Annotated in this window: 21 protein-coding genes; 15 read left to right on the top strand and 6 right to left on the bottom strand. The window is 54.9% G+C overall.

The window, feature by feature from the left end:
• Positions 1 to 31 precede the first annotated feature (31 nt).
• The 3 genes from rplI to alr all read left to right on the top strand — a co-directional run bounded on the left by rplI (position 32) and on the right by alr (position 3,521).
• Positions 32 to 790: a 50S ribosomal protein L9 gene (gene rplI, locus H6853_03870; protein USO04415.1), complete on the top strand. Its 759-nt coding sequence runs from the start codon at positions 32 to 34 to the stop codon at positions 788 to 790.
• Between the two features lie 174 nt (positions 791 to 964).
• The gene (locus H6853_03865) at positions 965 to 2,449 is read left to right on the top strand and encodes a replicative DNA helicase (protein ID USO04414.1); all 1,485 of its coding nucleotides are present in this window, start codon (positions 965 to 967) and stop codon (positions 2,447 to 2,449) included.
• The gene (alr, locus tag H6853_03860) at positions 2,442 to 3,521 is read left to right on the top strand and encodes an alanine racemase (GenBank protein ID USO04413.1); all 1,080 of its coding nucleotides are present in this window, start codon (positions 2,442 to 2,444) and stop codon (positions 3,519 to 3,521) included. The genes H6853_03865 and alr overlap by 8 nt, the downstream gene beginning before the upstream one ends.
• Before the next feature lies 1 nt (position 3,522).
• Here the strand turns inward: alr and H6853_03855 are convergent, their stop codons facing one another.
• Positions 3,523 to 4,296, bottom strand: a complete 774-nt coding sequence (locus tag H6853_03855; GenBank protein ID USO04412.1) for a DUF1223 domain-containing protein — start codon at positions 4,294 to 4,296, stop codon at positions 3,523 to 3,525.
• Positions 4,297 to 4,343: 47 nt separating this feature from the next.
• Here H6853_03855 and H6853_03850 point away from each other — a divergent pair, with 47 nt between their 5' ends.
• The 10 genes from H6853_03850 to H6853_03805 all read left to right on the top strand — a co-directional run bounded on the left by H6853_03850 (position 4,344) and on the right by H6853_03805 (position 12,027).
• Positions 4,344 to 4,898 (top strand): DUF4864 domain-containing protein, encoded by a 555-nt coding sequence (locus H6853_03850; GenBank protein USO04411.1) that lies wholly within the window; start codon positions 4,344 to 4,346, stop codon positions 4,896 to 4,898.
• 46 nt (positions 4,899 to 4,944) lie between these two features.
• A complete protein-coding gene (gpt, locus tag H6853_03845; GenBank protein ID USO04410.1) occupies positions 4,945 to 5,421 on the top strand; it encodes a xanthine phosphoribosyltransferase in 477 nt (158 codons plus the stop codon).
• Between the two features lie 26 nt (positions 5,422 to 5,447).
• The gene (locus tag H6853_03840; GenBank protein ID USO04409.1) at positions 5,448 to 6,212 is read left to right on the top strand and encodes an alpha/beta hydrolase; all 765 of its coding nucleotides are present in this window, start codon (positions 5,448 to 5,450) and stop codon (positions 6,210 to 6,212) included.
• Between the two features lie 114 nt (positions 6,213 to 6,326).
• Complete coding sequence (rpmI, locus tag H6853_03835) at positions 6,327 to 6,569, top strand: 50S ribosomal protein L35 (GenBank protein USO04408.1); 243 nt, start codon at positions 6,327 to 6,329, stop codon at positions 6,567 to 6,569.
• Entirely contained in the window at positions 6,569 to 6,925 is a 357-nt protein-coding gene (gene rplT / locus H6853_03830; protein USO04407.1) for a 50S ribosomal protein L20, read from the top strand. Before rpmI ends, rplT begins: the two co-directional genes overlap by 1 nt.
• 165 nt (positions 6,926 to 7,090) lie before the next feature.
• Positions 7,091 to 7,489 (top strand): CBS domain-containing protein, encoded by a 399-nt coding sequence (locus tag H6853_03825; GenBank protein USO04406.1) that lies wholly within the window; start codon positions 7,091 to 7,093, stop codon positions 7,487 to 7,489.
• Between the two features lie 76 nt (positions 7,490 to 7,565).
• On the top strand, positions 7,566 to 8,657 hold the full coding sequence (gene pheS, locus H6853_03820; protein USO04405.1) for a phenylalanine--tRNA ligase subunit alpha: 1,092 nt from the start codon (positions 7,566 to 7,568) through the stop codon (positions 8,655 to 8,657).
• Positions 8,600 to 9,094 (top strand): GNAT family N-acetyltransferase, encoded by a 495-nt coding sequence (locus H6853_03815; GenBank protein USO04404.1) that lies wholly within the window; start codon positions 8,600 to 8,602, stop codon positions 9,092 to 9,094. The genes pheS and H6853_03815 overlap by 58 nt, the downstream gene beginning before the upstream one ends.
• Entirely contained in the window at positions 9,091 to 11,469 is a 2,379-nt protein-coding gene (locus H6853_03810; GenBank protein ID USO04403.1) for a phenylalanine--tRNA ligase subunit beta, read from the top strand. The genes H6853_03815 and H6853_03810 overlap by 4 nt, the downstream gene beginning before the upstream one ends.
• A gap of 111 nt (positions 11,470 to 11,580) precedes the next feature.
• Entirely contained in the window at positions 11,581 to 12,027 is a 447-nt protein-coding gene (locus H6853_03805) for a hypothetical protein (GenBank protein ID USO04402.1), read from the top strand.
• A 3-nt stretch (positions 12,028 to 12,030) separates the two neighbouring features.
• Here the strand turns inward: H6853_03805 and H6853_03800 are convergent, their stop codons facing one another.
• Positions 12,031 to 13,716 (bottom strand): long-chain fatty acid--CoA ligase, encoded by a 1,686-nt coding sequence (locus H6853_03800; GenBank protein ID USO04401.1) that lies wholly within the window; start codon positions 13,714 to 13,716, stop codon positions 12,031 to 12,033.
• A 221-nt stretch (positions 13,717 to 13,937) separates the two neighbouring features.
• On the opposite strand from H6853_03800, the gene H6853_03795 reads away from it, so the two are divergent.
• Positions 13,938 to 14,492, top strand: coding sequence for a cold shock domain-containing protein (locus H6853_03795; GenBank protein ID USO04400.1), 555 nt, complete (start codon positions 13,938 to 13,940; stop codon positions 14,490 to 14,492).
• Here the strand turns inward: H6853_03795 and H6853_03790 are convergent.
• From H6853_03790 to H6853_03775, 4 genes are all read right to left on the bottom strand, one after another.
• Entirely contained in the window at positions 14,489 to 16,093 is a 1,605-nt protein-coding gene (locus H6853_03790; GenBank protein USO04592.1) for a heparinase II/III family protein, read from the bottom strand. The genes H6853_03795 and H6853_03790 overlap by 4 nt on opposite strands.
• A gap of 48 nt (positions 16,094 to 16,141) precedes the next feature.
• On the bottom strand, positions 16,142 to 16,801 hold the full coding sequence (locus H6853_03785; GenBank protein USO04399.1) for a ribulose-phosphate 3-epimerase: 660 nt from the start codon (positions 16,799 to 16,801) through the stop codon (positions 16,142 to 16,144).
• A 79-nt stretch (positions 16,802 to 16,880) separates the two neighbouring features.
• Positions 16,881 to 18,182, bottom strand: coding sequence for a 16S rRNA (cytosine(967)-C(5))-methyltransferase RsmB (rsmB, locus tag H6853_03780; GenBank protein ID USO04591.1), 1,302 nt, complete (start codon positions 18,180 to 18,182; stop codon positions 16,881 to 16,883).
• A 13-nt stretch (positions 18,183 to 18,195) separates the two neighbouring features.
• Positions 18,196 to 18,483 (bottom strand): chorismate mutase, encoded by a 288-nt coding sequence (locus H6853_03775; GenBank protein USO04590.1) that lies wholly within the window; start codon positions 18,481 to 18,483, stop codon positions 18,196 to 18,198.
• Between the two features lie 16 nt (positions 18,484 to 18,499).
• On the opposite strand from H6853_03775, the gene H6853_03770 reads away from it, so the two are divergent.
• A complete protein-coding gene (locus H6853_03770) occupies positions 18,500 to 18,664 on the top strand; it encodes a DUF1674 domain-containing protein (protein USO04398.1) in 165 nt (54 codons plus the stop codon).
• Positions 18,665 to 18,668 lie beyond the last annotated feature (4 nt).

Raw genomic sequence — 18,668 nt, 5'->3', positions numbered from 1 at the left:
GCAGGAAGAAAAGAAGAAAGGATTTTTAACGATGGCAACACAAGTTATTTTATTGGAGCGCATTGAAAAACTCGGCGCGATGGGAGATGTCGTGAATGTAAAGCCGGGCTATGCGCGCAACTACCTTCTGCCGCAAAGCAAGGCGCTTCGCGCCACGAAGGACAATATTGCTTATTTCGAGACGCAAAAAGACGCCCTTGAAAAAGCAAATGCCGAGCGCAAAAAAGACGCCGAAAAACGGGCCAAGGCGCTGGACAAACTCACGGTCTCGATTATCCGCCAGGCTTCGGAAACAGGGCATCTTTACGGCTCTGTGGCCGCCCGCGACATTGCCGAGGCCGTCAATGAAGCAACAAAGGAAACACTGACCCGCGGCATGGTGGCGTTGAACCAGAACCTGAAAACGATCGGCATTTTCCCTGTCGACATCGCTTTGCACCCGGAAGTCAAAGTCGAAATCACCATCAACATTGCCCGCTCCGAAGATGAAGCCAAGATACAGGCCAAAACCGGTAAAGCCGTGATTGCGGACGAACAGGCCGAAATCGAAGCTGAGAATGCGGCGAAGGCTGAAGAAGAAGCCAAAGCCAGAATGCTTGAGGACAGCGCGCTGGAAGCGGAAAAGGAAAAAACCGAGGAATCTGCTGTCAAAGAAGCGGCTGAAGCCGAAAAGGCGCAGAAAAAAGCCGCCAAAAAAGCGGCAAAAGCCGAAGCCAGGGCCGAAGAAGATTCCGAAGAAGCTCCTCAGCCGGAGGAGGCGTCTGAATCAGAAGACGCCAAGGCCGAATAAGTTTTTCTTTACAAAAAGAATTCAAAAACCCGCTTGTAACAAAGCGGGTTTTTTTACCTTCTCCCCGCTATCCCCGTTATTCACAGACCGTAGAACCTAGGCGGCCTTTATAATGTCTGATATCCTTTGCCGAATCACACATAGAAAATAGAAAAGTTTTGTCAGGTAAAACTCATGTCGAACGTCGAAGAACTCAGAATCAATCATGACGAAGAGCCGGAATACCGGATTCTTCCCCATAATCTGGAAGCAGAACAGGGCCTGCTCGGCATGCTTCTTATTGATAACCGCCATCTTGAACGGGTCAGCGACTTTCTGCGCACGGAACATTTTTACCAGCCGCCCCACCAGCGCATTTACGACGCCATCCTCAAAATCGTGGATCGCGGGCAAAACGCCTCCCCCGTCACCCTCAAGGGATTTTTTGAAAAAGACGAAGGGTTAAGCGATGTCGGCGGCGCGAAATATCTGGCGGAGCTGGCAAGCGAAGTGCCTCTGATGAACAATGCCAAAGACTATGCCGATACGATTTACGATCTGTATTTGCGGCGGGAACTCATCCTTCTGGGGCAGGACGTTGTGAATGACGCCCACGAACAAACCGTGGACCGCGATGCCATCGGCGTCATTGAATCGGCGGAAAACAAACTCTTCCAGCTCGCCGAAACGGGGCAGATACAAAACGGTTTTTCGACGTTGCGCGATTCCGTTCTCACCGCTATTGAAATTGCCGAAAAAGCCTATCAATCGGACACCCATGTCACCGGCACGACCACGGGGCTGAACGATCTCGACCAGAAACTCGGCGGGCTTCACGACTCCGACCTTCTGATTTTGGCCGCGCGGCCGTCCATGGGGAAAACCTCTCTCGCGGTCAATATCGGCTTTAACGCGGCCAGGGCTTACGCGGAAAGCGGCGGAAAGGAGGGCGCCATCGTCGGGTTTTTCTCTCTGGAGATGTCCTCGGACCAGCTTGCCACGCGGATACTCGCGGACCAGTCGGGCATTTCCGGCGACGCCATCCGAAAAGGGAATATACAGGAAAGCGATTTCCGCCGTTTTGTCGAAGCCAGCCAGAAGCTCAGCCAGATTCCGCTTTATATTGACGACACGCCGGCTTTAACGATCGGCGCATTGCGCACGCGGGCGCGGCGTTTGAAACGCCAGCACGGCCTCGGGCTTTTGATTATTGACTATCTTCAGCTCCTGCGCGGCTCCGGCTCGCGCCAGTCGGAAAGCAACCGCGTGCTGGAAATCTCCGAAATTACGCGGGGACTGAAAGCGATTGCGAAAGAACTGCAAATCCCGGTTCTGGCCCTGTCCCAGCTTTCGCGGGCTGTGGAACAACGGGAAGACAAGCGCCCCATGCTGTCCGACCTGCGGGAGTCCGGCTCTATCGAACAGGATTCCGACGTGGTGATGTTTATTTTCCGGCAGGAATATTATCTCTCCCGCGAAGAGCCCATGCGCAAAAGCGGGGAGGACGAGGTCAAATTCAATGACCGTTACGCCCAGTGGCAACAGGATCTGGGCGACACGGCAAATATCGCCGAGGTGATTATCGCCAAGCAGCGCCACGGCCCCATCGGCATCGTCAAACTCTTCTTCGAACCCAATCTTACCCGTTTCGGGGATCTGGATACACAGCATCATGGCTGATAGCGCACGGCTCACGATTGATCTGGCGGCTCTGGCCTCCAACTATGTGCTCTTTTGCGCGCGGGCATCCGCCGAAGTGGCCGGCATTGTCAAAGCCGATGCCTACGGCGTCGGTCTGGCCCCTGTTTTTGAACGGCTGAAAAAAGAGGGCTGTAAAAAATTCTTTGTGGCCACGCCGGATGAAGCGCTTCAAATCCGGCGGATAGACTCCGGCATTTCCGTTTTCGTTCTGGGCGGGTTGTTTCATGGAAGCGAGGCAGAATATCTTTCTCAAAACATCCAGCCTGTCCTGAATTCTCCAGGCGACATCGAGCGCTGGAAAAATCTGGCGCGCCAAAAGGAAAAAAAGCTTCCCGCAACCATCCATTTCGATACCGGCATGAACCGTCTGGGCCTTGGCGATGATGAAACGCGCGCGCTTCTGGAAGATTCAAGCATGCTGGAGGGGCTGGATGTCCGGCTTGTGATGAGTCACTTTGCCTGCGCGGATGAAAAAGACCATCCTTTAAACGGGCAGCAGGCCGCCCGCTTTGCCGAAATCGCCCGGCATTTTCCCAAGGCGCAAAAATCCCTGTCCAACTCCTCCGGCCTGTTCCGAAACGAAAGCTGGCATTACGACCTCCTGCGGCCCGGCTACGCGCTCTATGGCGGGAACCCGACGCCGGAAACGAACAATCCTGTCCGGCCCGTGGTCCGGCTGGAAGCGCGCGTCCTGCAAACCCGCAACGTCCGGAAAGGAGAGTCCGTCGGTTACAGCGCCACCCATGTTTTCGAAAAAGACACAATGACCGCCACCCTTGCGCTGGGCTATGCAGACGGCTTCCTGCGCAGCGCCAGCGGCAAAGCACAGCTTTACTGGAAAGGGAAAGCCTGCCCTGTCCTCGGGCGGGTGTCCATGGATCTGGTGAGTATTGAGATCGGGCATCTGGACATCAAGCCACAGCCCGGGGACTGGATCGAAATTCTTGGCCCGCATCAAACCGTGGATGATCTGGCCGCCCGCGCCGGCACCATCGGCTATGAAATCCTGACCTCTCTGGGCCCGCGCTACAAGCGGGACTATACAGGCTGACCTACTGCGTATAAACCGCGCCGGCGGCAATGATCCGGCCGTTTTTTCTGTCCTGCGCAAAAATCGCCATCCCGGCATTTTCTTCCCGGAAAGAAGGGTAAACAGACCGGGTCAGGGCGGCGCCCGTCCAGGGACCGATATCCTTCAGGCGGCTGATGACATTATAGTAACGCATCTTTTTGCCCAGATTGCCGCCTTCCGTAATCGTCATTTCATGCGGCTTGTCGAAAACCGCCTGCCACAAACGTATGTCCCGGCCTTCCAGATCCTTTTCCGGTAAAGAGAACCGGTAAGCCCCGTCTGCGCCCGCCAGAATTTTGACGGTCCCTATTTTTTCCGCGCGCGCTTTCAGGATGGCGGCGCGCACTTTGTCGCTTTCATAGCCGATCACATCCATATGGCCGTTGACCACCATTTGCGGCGTATAATGCGTCGGCACGTCCAGAATTTTCAGGTAATCCGTCTGCCGCTTGGTGCAAAATTCCCTGGAAAGGGATCCGTCCTTCACATCAAAGTAATCGACATGGCAGGACAGGGCGATCAGGCCGGTTTGTTTGGCCAGACTTCCCATGAAACGGTCGGCGGGCGGACAAAATGTGCAGGCCTGGGAAGAAAACAACTCGACCACGACGGGCGCCGGAAGCCCTGCGGAAATCCTGCTTTTCCCGCTCTCTTGCAAACGGGTCTGGGCCTGCGCATCTCCGGCACAAAGCAGGCAAAGAAGCAATCCGGTTAAGAGTGTCTTAAGTTTCAGTCGGTTATAATAGTCTGGCATGGATTTTCATTCTTTTTAAGGAGAGATCACGCGCGTCAAAAAAGGGGATGTTACGTGGTTTTGAGGGCATTGTCATGACTCTTGTCGGAAATAAAAACGTTAAGACACAGGCTGTCTTTATGGCCGCACTGGCTCTTTTGCTTTGCATGAACGCTTCGACGCAGGCCGGCGCGGCGAAATCCGCACCGGAAACCGAAGAAAAGACGCAAAGCATGGAAATCATGCTTGAAGCGCCGAAGGCCGCCATGGCGGATCCCGCCGCAGACCGGATCAGGGACACGCTCAAGGCGGAATTGAAAGCCTTCCGCAAACACGATATTGAGGCGGCCTATTCCTACGCATCGGACAAGGCGCGCACGAAGTATAAGACGCCAAAACAGTTCTTTCGTGTGATGAAAAACACTTGCGGGCCGCTCTCCGACCATCTCTCTTATAGTTTTCTGGACAGGAGCCGGGTGGGAGATGCCATTTTTCAAAAAATGCAGTTTGTCGGCGCAAACGGAATCCCGACGAAAGGCGTTTTCAGGCTGATACAGGATGAAAACGGTCTCTGGCGCACGGACAGCTGTATCATGTTCGAAACGGACGCGCCGGCCGTCTAAACTTTCAGCCTAGGATCAAAACGCATTATCGGTTACCCTGTCTCTTATGGTGGAAGAAACTTACCGCAAAGATTTTCCTGTCTCCTGGGAAGAAATGCACCGGGACGCCAAAGCCCTCGCCTGGCGGCTGCAGGATAAGGGGCCGTGGAAAGGCGTTGTCGCCATCACCCGCGGCGGCATGGTGCCGGCCTGCATCGTCGCCCGCGAAATAGATATCCTGACGGTCCAGACTCTCTGCATTGCCTCTTACGATTATAAAGACCAGAGCAAAGCCAAACTCCTGCACGAACCTTCCCTTGAAGACGGCGGCAAAGGATGGCTGGTGATTGACGATCTGGCCGACACCGGAAAAACGTTCAAGCTGGCGCGGGAGATTCTCCCGAACGCGCATTTTGCCTGTATCTACCTTAAACCGGCCGCCGCAGGCACCGCCGATACTTTTGTCACGGAAGTCTCGCAGGACACATGGATTGATTTTCCATGGGAATGCGACGCCCTCACAGGAACCCCCCAAAAGAAATAAAGGGAAATAAAGAAAAAAGCGAAGCGATGAGAAAACCGATCGAAATTTCCACCGGAACGGAAGACGACCATATTTCCGCCCTGCTTAGCCCGCCAACGGAAATAAGGCCGGACCAGACCGACCTCCCTCTTGTCGTCATGGCGCATCATTTCCCCGGGACGAAGGAATCCCATGACGATCTCTTCGGCGATCTGGAATTTTTGTTCAACACGTCCGGCCTGCCCTCCCTGCGCTTTGATTTTCGCGGCTGCGGGCAAAGCAGCGGGCGGCAGGAACATTTCACCCTTGCCCGCGCACGGGAAGATTTCGATCTGGTTCTGCACTGGGCCAAAAAGAAGGGATATAAAAACATCATCCTTGTCGGCGAAGGACTGGGCGCCCGTCTGGCGCTTGAAAAAACAGGCGATAACACCATGATGCTTTTGCTCTTCTGGCCGTTGATCGATCTGCCGGATTACGCGAAGCGGCATTTTGACACTGAAAACCTCTTCAAAACGGACGGTTCGGCAGATTTCATCATGATAGACCGGAATAAAATCGGCATGCATATGATAGGGGAAATGCTTGATTCCCCGCCTTTTGTTTTCCCAAAACTGGAAATTCCGGTCCTGATCCAGCATGGCGCGCAAGATACCGTTGTGCCCGTCGAACAGCTTGATTTGCTCAAAGGCATGGAGGCAAGGCGGCTGGATATCACGACCTATCAGGACGGAGGCCACGGCCTGCCCGATCCGCGCCACCGGAAAATGATCTTTTTTCATATTGGGCAGTTTTTGGAGAAATATACCTGATTTTTGCTTGATTTTCGGGAGCCTAAGGCTGTATAACCCTCTCAATCGTTGCGGTACGGGCCGAAACTGGCATGCCCTGCGCGCAAAACATGAAGAATATCAAGGAGATATCAAATGCCGAAAATGAAGACCAAAAGCTCTGCCAAGAAGCGTTTTAAACTGACGTCCAAAGGCAAAATCAAATCAGGTGGCGCTTTCACAAGCCACATGATGATGAACAAACCCAAATCCATGAAACGTAAAGCCAAGGGCACCTTTATCCTCAGTGCCGCAGACGCGCGTATTATCCTGCGCAACTGGCTTCCGTACGGGCGGAAGAAGAAAAAATCCGCTCCCAAAGCAGAAGGAGGCAAATAATGGCTCGCGTGAAAGGGGGACCGGCGTCCCATGCAAGGCACCGCAACGTTCAAAAAGCCGCCAAAGGGTATTTTGGCCGCCGCAAGAACTGTTTCCGCACCGCCAAGCAGGCAGTCGAAAAAGCAGGGCAGTACGCCTATATCGGGCGCAAGCAAAAGAAACGGAATTTCCGCGCCTTGTGGATCCAGCGCATTAATGCCGCTGCCCGCCTGAACGGCATGACCTACTCCGTCCTGATGAACGGCCTTAAAAAGGCAGGGATTGAGCTGGACCGGAAAGTGCTGGCCGATATCGCCGTGCACGATGAAGCCGCCTTTGCCGATATTGCGAAAGCCGCCCAGGCCGCACTGAAATAGGCATCAATTGCTCAAAATTTTTCCAAAAGCCCCCGTTTTGGGGGCTTTTTCGGTCATGTGGCACAAAAAAAGGTCATCGGTACAATTACAATCATAAATTTATTCTTTTGTAGTACAATGAAGAAGACTTGAGACACCCCGCCCCATAAAAAAGGAGCTTATGCCATGAAAATTAAAGATGTACCGGCTTTTCAGAAAAACATGGAAGTCCTGTCCATGGATATCAAAACGACGGTTCTTGAGGCTGCCCGGGAAATGGAAAAACGCAATGTCGGCTCCGTCATCGTCACGGAAGGCAAGATGCTCTGCGGCATCGTGACGGAACGGGATTTATTGAGGCGCGTTGTGGCCAAAAACATAAGCCCCGACGGCATTTTTCTTGAAGATATCATGACCTCGAAGCTTGATATCGTGACCCCCGAAGACACGACGGCAAAAGCTGTTGAACTTATGACAAACGGCAATTTCAGGCACCTTCCGGTGGTCGGCGAGTATGGCGAAGTCATCAGCATGCTCTCCCAGAGGGACTTTTATGCCGCTCTGAGGGATTTGCGGGCCTCCTGACGCACTTTTTTACTGGAAACAAACGGCGCAGCCCTTTAAGACATAGGGCTGCGTTTGTTTATTAAGAAAACAGAAAATGACGGATATGACACAAAATATTAATGCGCTGAAAGACGAACTGGCCGGACTGGTCGGCGCAGCCAACGACCTCCAGAGCCTGGAAGAGGCCCGCGTAAAGGCGCTGGGCAAGAAAGGCCGGATAACGGACCTTATGAAAACACTGGGCGGCATGGCCCCGGAAGAGCGTAAATCCACCGGCGCCGCACTCAACAAGCTCAAAGACGAAATCGCCGCCCTGATCGAAAAACAGGAAAACGCCCTGAAACGTCAGGAAATGACGCAGCGGCTTTCCACCGAAAAGATTGATATCAGCCTGCCCGTCCGGCCCGAAGAAAAAGGGGCCGTCCACCCGATCAGCCAGACCATCGAGGAAATGCTCACCATTTTTGCCGAAATGGGCTTTGAAGTCGCCGAAGGGCCGGATATCGAAGATGACTGGCATAATTTCACGGCGCTGAACTTTCCGCCCGGCCACCCGGCGCGGGAAATGCAGGATACGTTTTTCCTGCCCGAAGACCCCGAGGAAGAGGGAGAAAGAGCCAAGAAACTGCTGCGCACCCATACCTCTTCCGTACAGATCCGGCATATGGCGTCAAACAAACCGCCGCACAAAATCGTATGTTTCGGCCGCACCTACCGCTCGGATTACGACATGACCCACACGCCGATGTTCCACCAGATGGAAGGGCTGATGATTGACAAAAAAACACATATGGGCCACCTGAAAGGCTGCCTGATGGATTTCGTGCGGGCTTTTTTCGAGATTGACGACCTGCCCGTCCGGTTCCGCCCGTCTTTCTTTCCTTTTGTGGAACCGGGCGCGGAAATGGATATCGGCTGCTCCCGTAAGGACGGCGGCCTGAAAATAGGCGCCGGCGATGACTGGCTGGAAATTCTGGGCTGCGGCATGACGCACCCGAACGTCCTCAAAAATTGCGGCATCGACCCGGAAGAGTATCAGGGCTTTGCTTTTGGCATGGGTATTGAGCGTCTGGCGATGCTCAAATACGGCATTCCGGACCTGAGAACCTTTTTTGAAAGTGATATAAGATGGCTGAAGCATTACGGGTTCAACCCGCTGGAGCGCCCCAACCGGGCCACCAGCTAGTCCGGCCCTTACAAAAATCCGATTATCCTGACTGGCTTCCGGTCTGGAAGGCGAACTGTCTGCATCGGGTTTCGCAGGACGTCACCTCCGAAACGTGGAGGCGGATATGCAGTCCGGAGGAACAGGTCTTTGCGCTGGGCGCCTGGAAAGACGAAAAGCTCGTCGGGATATTGCACTATGTCCTTCACCCCACCACCGGCAGCCTTACCCCCGCCTGTTACATGCAGGATCTTTATATACTGGAAAATTGCCGGCGGCAGGGTCTTGCCAGCCATCTTGTGGCAAGGCTGTCCTGTACCGGAAACGCGCAAAACTGGGCGCGCATTTACTGGCTGGCGGAACGCTCCAATTTTGCCGCGCAGGCGTTTTATAAAAACCTTGGTGTGAAGCTTGATTTCACGCTACATCTTTTACCAATGCAGGGAAACAGGATATGAAATTCACATTAGGCTGGCTCAAGGAACATCTGGAAACGGAAGCATCTCTGGATGAAATAACGGACAAGCTGACCGCCATCGGGCTGGAGCTGGAAGGGATTGAAAATCCCGGCGAAAAATTCGCCCCCTTTAAAGTCGCTTATGTCGAAAGCGCTGAAAAGCATCCCGATGCCGACCGCCTGCGCGTATGCCTTGTCGATACGGGCAAAGAAAAACTGCAGGTGGTTTGCGGCGCGCCCAATGCGAGGCAAGGCATGAAAGGCATTTTCGCCCCTGCCGGGTCTTATATTCCCGGCACGGACATGACCCTGAAAAAAGGAAATATCCGCGGGCAGGAGAGCAACGGCATGCTGGTATCCGAGCGCGAAATGGGCCTGTCCGACAACCATGAAGGCATTATCGACCTGCCGGAAGACACGCCTGTCGGCACGCCCTTCACGGAAATTTACGGTCTGGACGATCCGGTCATTGATATTTCCCTCACGCCCAACCGTCCGGATTGCGCGGGTGTGCGCGGCATCGCCCGCGATCTGGCCGCCGCCGGTCTGGGCACCCTGAAACCGCTGGACGCCGCGCCCGTCAAAGGCACGTTCAAAAGCCCTGTCAATGTGACGACACAAGTGCCGGACGCCTGCCCCCTTTTCCTGGGCCGCTATATCAAGGGCGTTCAAAACGGCCCGTCGCCGGAATGGCTGCAAAAACGCCTCAAAGCCGTCGGCCTGCGCCCGATTTCTATTTTAGTGGATATTACCAACTATTTCACCGTTGGCTTATGCCGCCCGCTCCATGTTTTTGATGCGGATACCCTCAAAGGGAATATCCACGTCCGCATGGCCAGATCGGGTGAAACGCTGGACGCGCTGAACGATAAATCCTACGACCTGACGGAAGAGATGACTGTTGTGTGCGACGACAGCGGCGTTCTGGGCATTGGCGGCATCGTCGGCGGCGTGCCCACAGGCTGCACGGAAGGCACAACAAACGTATTTTTGGAAGCGGCTTATTTCGACCCCGCCCGCACGGCGAAAACAGGGCGCGCCCTCCAGATCGACTCCGACGCCCGCTACCGCTTCGAACGCGGCATTGATCCTGTTTTCACGTTCGAGGGGATGGAGCTTGCGACCAAACTCCTGATCGAGCTGTGCGGCGGAGAGGCGTCCGACGTGGTTCAGGCGGGAGACCTGCCGGAATGGCAGCGCGACATTGAATTCGATCCCGCTTACACGGCCAGACTTGGCGGCATTGAGGTGCCGGAAAAAGACCAGATCCGGATCCTCGAAGATCTCGGGTTCGACATAAAAGGAAACAAGGTCACGCCGCCGAGCTGGCGCGGCGATGTCGAAGGCAGGCCCGATCTCGTGGAAGAAGTAATCCGCATCGTCGGATATGACCGCATCGAAGCGGTCTCCGTACGCTCCGACGAGGCCATTTCCCATTCGGCGGAAACGCTGTCTTTGACCCGCACCCGCCAGGCCCGCACTGCGCTGGCCGCGCGCGGAATGGCGGAAAGCGTGACATGGTCTTTCCTGTCCAAAGACCTCGCCGCGCAATTCGGCGCCAACGACAATGCGCTGACCTTAAGCAACCCTATCTCTTCGGATCTGGACCAGATGCGCCCCAGCCTGTTGCCCAACCTGATGAGCGCTGCCAGCCGCAACGCGGACCGCGGTTACGGCGACACTGCCCTGTTCGAAGTCGGCCCCTGCTTTGTGTCCGTGAAACCGGATGCCCAGCTTCTGGTCGCCGCCGGAATCCGGCATGGCAATATCGGCCCGCGCCACTGGTCGGGGAAAGAGACAAACCGTCCCAACGATGCCATGGACGCCAAGGCCGATGCGCTTTGCGTTCTGGACGCCGCCGGGGCCAAAGGCAATTTTCAGGTCACCCGCGACGCACCGGATTATTATCATCCCGGACGCTCCGGCGCTTTGCGTCTGGGGCCGCAAACCCTCGCCTATTTCGGGGAGCTGCATCCGGCCGTTCTGGAAAGCATGGACATCAAGGCCCCGACCTGCGGTTTTGAAGTGTTTCTCAACAATATCCCTGCGCCTAAAAATAAAGGGCCGGCCAGAAAGCTCCTGAAACTTTCGCCGCTGCAACCTGTGGAGAGGGATTTTGCGTTTATCGCCGATGAAAATGTCGAAGTCGATTCCATTCTCCGCGCGGCGGAAAGCGCCGATAAGAACCTGATTACCCGCGTGGAGGTTTTCGATGTCTATCAGGGCAAAGGCGTGGAAGAGGGCAAAAAATCCGTCGCGATCAACGTGGTCCTGCAGCCCGAAGACAAGACCCTGACAGATTCCGAAATCGAAGGGCTCGGCCGAAAAATCGTCGATACGGTGGCAAGCAAAACCGGCGCGGTTTTGAGGGGATAGAGGTTTGATCAAATTTTTATTAAGAAAACAAAGCCTTAACAAATATTAATTGACATATTATATGAAAATTGTTACCCTGACTCTCTGTATAAATTCAGGAAGGTTTTGTTCATGAAGGGCATAGCAAGATTTTTTGGCGCCGCAACGCTTGCACTGGCCAGCCTCGGAGCTGCAGCGCAGGAGCCGCAGGAACAAAATCCGGATAACCCGACTTTGGGCTCCCAATCTACAATGGATTTTGTATTAAAATGGGAGAATAATTATTTCCCAGGCGTAGATCCCGCAAGGATGAAAGTATCCCCGACGGTTCTTTCTTTTATAAACAAAATGGATCATTCAGAGATACCGAGGGAAGAGACATATGATGCCCTGAACAAGATCGGCGCTTTTGCCGCCAGAAATTTTGAAAACTCTAACTTTCGAGCAGACGCTTTAGAAATGTCTTTAAAAACCTACGCAAAGTTCAGAGAAATAGGCGCTTCCCATGAAGCGGCCCTTATCCCTCTGGGCGGGAAACATGAAAACACAACAAAACCCCTTCCAACTTTTGAAATTTAGGATTTAGTCCATCACCTCTTCCGCCAGCACGTCCTTGCGGGAGAGTTTGCCGATCATGGTTTTGGGCAGCGGCTGGTCGCGGAACTCCACGCGCTTTGGAATTTCCATGGGGGAAATTTTATCTTTCAGGAACTCCCTTAAATCCTCGAAGGTCAGGAATCTTCCGGTTTTGCATTTGATCCACGCCTTGACGATTTCGCCGCGCTGTTTATCCGGCAGGCCGGCCACGATGCATTCTTCGACGGAGGGATGCAGGTAAATGGCTTCCTCGACATTGCGCGGATAAACGTTATAGCCGTTGGTAATGATAAGGTCCTTGATCCGGTCCACGATGAAGAAATAGCCGTCTTCGTCCATCACGGCGATATCGCCCGTATGCAGGCGGTCTTCATGCATGGTTTCGCGGGTTTCTTTGGGCCGCTTCCAGTAGCCTTTCATCACCTGCGGCCCGCGCGCACACAGCTCGCCGCGCTGCCCGGCGGGCATAATGGTTTTGCCGTCTTCCGCGCTGACGATCTCAATCACGGTGGCGGGCAGCGGCAGCCCGATCGAGCCGGGCTTGTTCTCCCCCTCCACCGGGTTCACGCATAAAACGGGAGAGGTTTCGGTCAGGCCGTACCCCTCCACCAGGACGCATCCCGTTTTTTCCTCGAATGTCTTTTTGACTTCCACAGGCAAAGCCGCCCCGCCGGACACACAATAGCGCAGCGACGACAGATCGTATCTTTTCAGCTTTTTATGGTTGTTGATCGCGGTATAAATCGCCGGCACAGCCGGAAAAACGGTCGGCTTTTTCTTCGAAATCGTCTTGAGCGTCTCGTCAAGGTCGAAGCGCGGCGTGGCGATAATCTCCAGCCCCTTGCGCACGCTTAAATTCATCACGGCCGTCATGGCAAAAACATGGAAGAACGGGATAACGCCCAGCATCTTGTCCTGCCCCGGATGGCAATCATGAAACCACAGGGCCGCCTGTTCCGTATTTGCGACGATATTGGCATGGGTAAGCATGGCGGCCTTGGGCAGGCCCGTGGTGCCGCCCGTATATTGAAACAGCGCGACATCTTCCTTCGGGTCTATTTCGGCGGGCAACGGCGCCACCTCATGCGCAACCATCTCATGAAAAAAACTCGTTCTTTTTCCGGCCTGAACGTACGCAATCTCTTTTCGTTTAAATGTTCGAAACAGCCAGCTTTTGAGGGGCGGCAGCACATCGGTAAAACGGCAGATAACAATATGGTCCAGCCGTGTATCGTGCAGCATTTGCTGCACCTTTTCATAGAGAATCTCCAGATCGAGCGTAATCATCAAATCGGTTTCGCTGTCTTCGATCTGCGCGGCCAGCTCCCGGCGCGCATAAAGCGGATTGAAATGAACCGCCGTCGCCCCCGTATAAAGGATGGCGTAGTAAGCAATCACGAAATAGGGGCAATTCGGCAAAAACAGCCCGACCTTTTTCCCCCTTCCTATCCCCATATCCTGCAGGCTTTTGGCAAACTTCAAGGACAGGCTGTGAATGTCCGCCCAGTTTTGTTTGTACCCTAAAAAGTCAAAGGCCGGATTTTCACCGAATTCCGCCGCCGCCCTGTCCAGCAAATCGAAAACGGGGTGACAGGGAATCTCCGCATTCCATGGAATGTTCTTCGGATAGGATTTTACCCAGACCGGATCGGGTTGATTTTGTGACGTCATGAAAAAGCTCACCTGTTTTTTTTGTTACTCTACCGCCTGCGGGCCGCTTTTGTCACTTCAAACCCGCGGCTATTTTACCCGTTTCAAAATTTTCTATAATCATTTCTTTTTTTTAACATTGGCACACACGCCACAATAATGGTAAAAATAAGGTCAAAGTTCTATTTGTATTCTTTCTTTGTTACCTCTTTTTATAATAATTAAGGATTTGTTTCTTGACGATGGAAGCACCCCCCTGCGACGCCGCACCGAGCACTCCGCCGGTCCGGGCACAATTAAAATGGTTTAACGCAACCAAAGGCTTCGGGTTTATTGTTCCCGAAGAAGACCCTTGCGATGCCTTCGTGCATATCACGACCCTTCAGGACGCCGGCATTCAGGAGCTCGGCGAAGGGGCCATCCTGATGTGCAGCATTGTCAAAGGCCCCAAAGGCGCGCTTGTCACCCATGTTCAGGAACTTGTCGATGCCGGGGAAGACCCCAGCCCTATTTCTTTCCGCCTGGAAGAAGACGGGGAAGAGGTTTTCGAAGAAATGGAAGGGACGGTAAAGTGGTACAAGCCGGACAAAGGGTTTGGCTTTATTATCCCCGAAGACGAACAAAAAGACGTTTTCGTGCACCAGACCTGTCTGGAACGGCACGGTCTTTCCCTTCTTATCCCCGGGCAAAGGGTTCGAATGAAAATCCGCAGCGTTTCCAAAGGGCGGGAAGTTATTGACTTCGATCTTCTGGATTCTTACGAAACGGCTCGGCAAAAAAGCCAGAAACAGGCTTAAGCGCCTTCACACTTCAAACCCCATTTTATTTTGGCAAGATCGCTCTGCATTGTTGCGGTCAAGACAAGCTGTTTTGTTTTTGCGGGGCGAACGCCCTGTCCCAGATAGATACTGTTTTCGACCGACAAAACGGCCCCTTCCGCTACAAAACGCCAGCCCGTGCCGCTCTTTAACTGCAAAAGCGCCTCCGTTCCCCCCTGCACCAGGGATACCGAAACACGCGGATGCAAATGAAACCGGACGGCAATCTTGTGGACGCGCCCCAGCCCGACAGAGCAGCTCAGGTTTTCTTCCCCGCGCAAATCATGCCCCTGATCGCTGAAAAGCAAACGGCGGCGATGCGTAATCCCGTTCAGCGGGACATAGCCGTCATGACAGGCATCCATCAAAACGCGGTCCGGCTTGTCCTCGCGCGTGACCAAGACCTTGCGGGGCTTGCGAACCAAAGAGCCGTCCGCGTGCACCTCGCAAATATTCCGGTCGTCGATCACCAGCGCATTATGGGCCGGCGCTGCGCGCAGGGCATCTTTCCACGCCTCGTTTGTCGGATGCGATCCGCAATTGACAAAAATGCGCTCGCGCCCGTAGCTGAACTCAAAGGATAAGGGGGCCGCATGAACGCCCCGGTCGTGCGGATAGGAAGGCGGCTTCCCGCAATCCATGATAAGAAATCCCTTGCCCAAAACCGCGCGTTCAAAGCCCGTTTCCGGCAGGCTGTTTAGAACTTTTGCGCGGGAGCCAGCATGCATCAAAACCAGCTTGAGCGTATCTTCGTCGCCTTCCTGGGTGCCATTGAACAGCGCAAAACGCCGGTCCCCGTGCCGGAAAAACCGAAGGGCCGGCACCGCGCGATCCAGCGCAAACTGCACTTTTTCCAGCGGAGGATAACCGCCCTGCTGCAACGCGCCGCGTATATCGATCAGGATTTTTATGGCCTCAAGCAGGCTTTGCGGATTGCGGCTGATATGCCCGCCGTCGCTTAAAATCTGCCGGTCCAGTTCACGGTCCAGCAGGTTAAGCGCCCGCTCCAGATCGGCCTCCCGCCCTTCAAAAATCAACCCCCCATATGCCAGCCCTTTAATTGCATGCAGCAAAGGCAATCCTGTGACCGCCCCCGGCAATGCCCTGGCAAGATGATGCACCTGACGGGACAGGCAACAAAAAAACATTTCCTGAAAATCCTCGTCCGCGCTTTCGCCGAAAAAATCGAAACCCGCGGCCCAGTTTGCCACGCGGCGGCCCAGAATGTCGCTGCGCCAGTAAAGCTCATGCCAGCCGTGGTGATGCTCGATCCAGCTTTTGACCATCGCGCGGGCCGCCAGACGCCCCTGATCCCCGCCCAGCGCCTTTAAATCCCGCAGCCAGTCGAAACTGTGAAGATGCTCGATCCAGCTTTCGCTCGCCTCCCCGGGATGCCAGTCCGCATTGTGAAGTTCCAGAGTGTCTCCGCCAAGGGCAAAGACCCCGGAATGAACAAGCCAGCGCCCTTGATCCGCGCTGCCGGGCCACAAATCGCGCGGGCTGAACAAAAGACCCTGCGGAGTCGCGCCGCTGAAAGAGGACCAGCCGTAAAGGAGGGAATTACAGGCCAGACGATGCATCCGGCGATGCAGGGAATGCTTGACGCTTCGGACAAACTGGAAATTCATTCAGGCCCCCCGAAGCGCTTTGATATTTCCGGCATAGGCCTCCGGTCCGCCTTTGAAGGTCGCCGTTCCGGCCACCAGCACATTCGCGCCGGCCTTTACGACATCCCGCGCGGTATCGGCATTGATGCCGCCATCGACCTCCAGATCGATCTCCCGCCCGCACGCATCGATGCGTGCGCGCACATCCCCGATCTTGTCCAGAAGCGGAATAAACGCCTGCCCGCCAAAGCCCGGATTGACCGTCATAACCAGGATCAAATCCACCAGATCCATCACATTGTCCAGCACATCGGTATGCGTCGCAGGATTGAGGGCGACACCCGCTTTTTTACCCAAAGCCTTGATGCTCTGCAGCGTCCGGTGCAAATGCGCGCCGGATTCAGGATGCACGGTGATAATATCCGCGCCAGCCTCCGCAAAATCCTGCACGAACAAATCCACAGGGGCGATCATCAAATGCACATCGAAAGGTTTCCGGGTATGGGGGCGCAAGGCCTTCACGACGGCCGGACCGATCGTGATATTGGGCACAAAATGGCCGTCCATCACATCCACATGGATATAATCGGCCCCGGCGTCATCCAGACGGCGGATTTCCGCGCCCAGATCGGCAAAATCGGCAGACAGAATAGACGGGGCTATTTTAATGGGCTCAGGCATATGGATGTATGTTTTTCGAAGAAAAAAGACCGTTTGGGCCTATTCTATACAGATTTTATCCACAGGTCCAATCCTCTCGTCAGAATTTTTTAAGCCGCGAGATAAAAAACCCATCCATGCCGCCATGCGGGGCCAGATGATAGGGCAGGAGGCGCACATCCCCATCCAGCGTAATCGCCCCTTCGATATTGCCGATTTCCCCGGCCTTAACGGGCGCGCGGCGAAACTCCGGATGCCGGTAGAGGAAGGAGGTGATTTGCCCCTCCCCTTCCGCCTTTTGCAGGGAGCAGGTGCAGTAAATCAGGGTCCCGCCCGGCTGCAAAATTCCGGCGGCATTATCGAGAAGCCGTCCCTGAATCGCGCAAAGCTGCTCTATATCCTTTGGCGTTTTCAAATGGAGCAAATCCGGGTGGCGCCGGATAGTCCCCGTGGCGCTGCAGGGCGCGTCAAGCAGCACGGCGTCAACAGGCTTCTGGGGCTTCCATTCCGCCCCGTCCGCAATCACGGTTTCAACGCGGGCCCTCAGATTCGTCCGGTCCAGATTTTGGAAAAGGATTTTCATGCGCGAAGTCGAGCGGTCGACGGCGATTACATTTGCGCCCATGGAGGCAAGCTGCATGGTCTTACCTCCCGGCGCCGCGCACAGATCCACAACTGTTTTGTCTTTCCTGTCGCCGAACAAACGCGCCGGCAGCGCCGCCGAAGCATCCTGCACCCACCAGCTTCCATCCGCAAACCCGGCAAGCTCGGTGACATTCCCGCCGCCGCTGCGCCGCAAGGAACCGGTCGGCAGCGCGCTGGCACCCAGCGCCCCCTCCCATAATTTTATTTCTCCCTTATCCTTCACGGTTATATCCAGCGGCGCCTCTGTCAAAGATCCCTGCGCAATTTCCGCCGCTTCGATCAGGCCGTATGTCGCAATCCAGTCTTTTAAAATCCACTCCGGCACATTCGTCTGAACGGGATCCTGCTTTTTGACCCACTCGCGCCCTTCGGAAATCATCCGGCGCAGCACCGCGTTGATAAAGCCTTTTTGCCGCTCCGCCCCTTCGGCTTTTGCCAGCGAAACGGACGTATCCACCGCCGCGTGGTCCGGCACATCCATAAAAAGGAGCTGCGTGATGCCGATGTAAAGAATATGGCGCAGCGTTTCCGGGCGCGGCTCTTCCCCCCTGTTCATGGCGCGGCGGATCAGGTCGTCAAGCTGGCCTTTCCGGCGCAGCACCGTTGATACCAGCATACGGGTAAAAGCGCGCTCGCGCCCCGGCAAACTGTAAAAAGCCCGTTCGGATTCCAGGACCTGGTCCAGCGGCCGCTTTTTTTGCAAAACCTGGTCCAGTATCTTCAGGGCGGCGCTTCGCGCGGACAAACCGTCTGACAGGGGAAGGGTCGGTTCAGGCTGCATCGTTTTTACGGATATGGTCGTTTTCAAGATCGCAGCACGCCGTCACAAGAACCGTGTAAAGCCTGCGGATAATCTGCCCGTCTGCGCCTTTTTCCTTTGCGCGGGCGACGCAGCGCTCGATAACCTCTTCCACGCGGTCCTCCAGCACGGCCGGAATATCGCGCGCGGCTTTCAGCTCCGCCACTTCGTGAATAATCTCTAGACGCTGGGCCAGAAGATCAATAATCTGGTCGTCCAGCGCATCGATACGGGCGCGGTAAGGTTTCAATATCTCCATAAAGCGCAGTTTAGCCATGACGGACAAAAAGCCCAGAAAAAAATCAAGCGGAAAGCGGATTCCCGAACAAAAACAGGGGAAAACCGGGCAGGAGCCGCCGAAGGAGATTGGCGGCCCTGTCGGTCCGGAACCCACCCGTTACGGCGACTGGGAAGTCGGCGGGCGCTGCAGCGATTTTTAAAAGT

Source organism: Rhodospirillales bacterium (assembly GCA_023898765.1).
Lineage (GTDB): Bacteria > Pseudomonadota > Alphaproteobacteria > Micavibrionales > Micavibrionaceae.
This window is presented reverse-complemented; position numbering and strand designations above follow the sequence as displayed.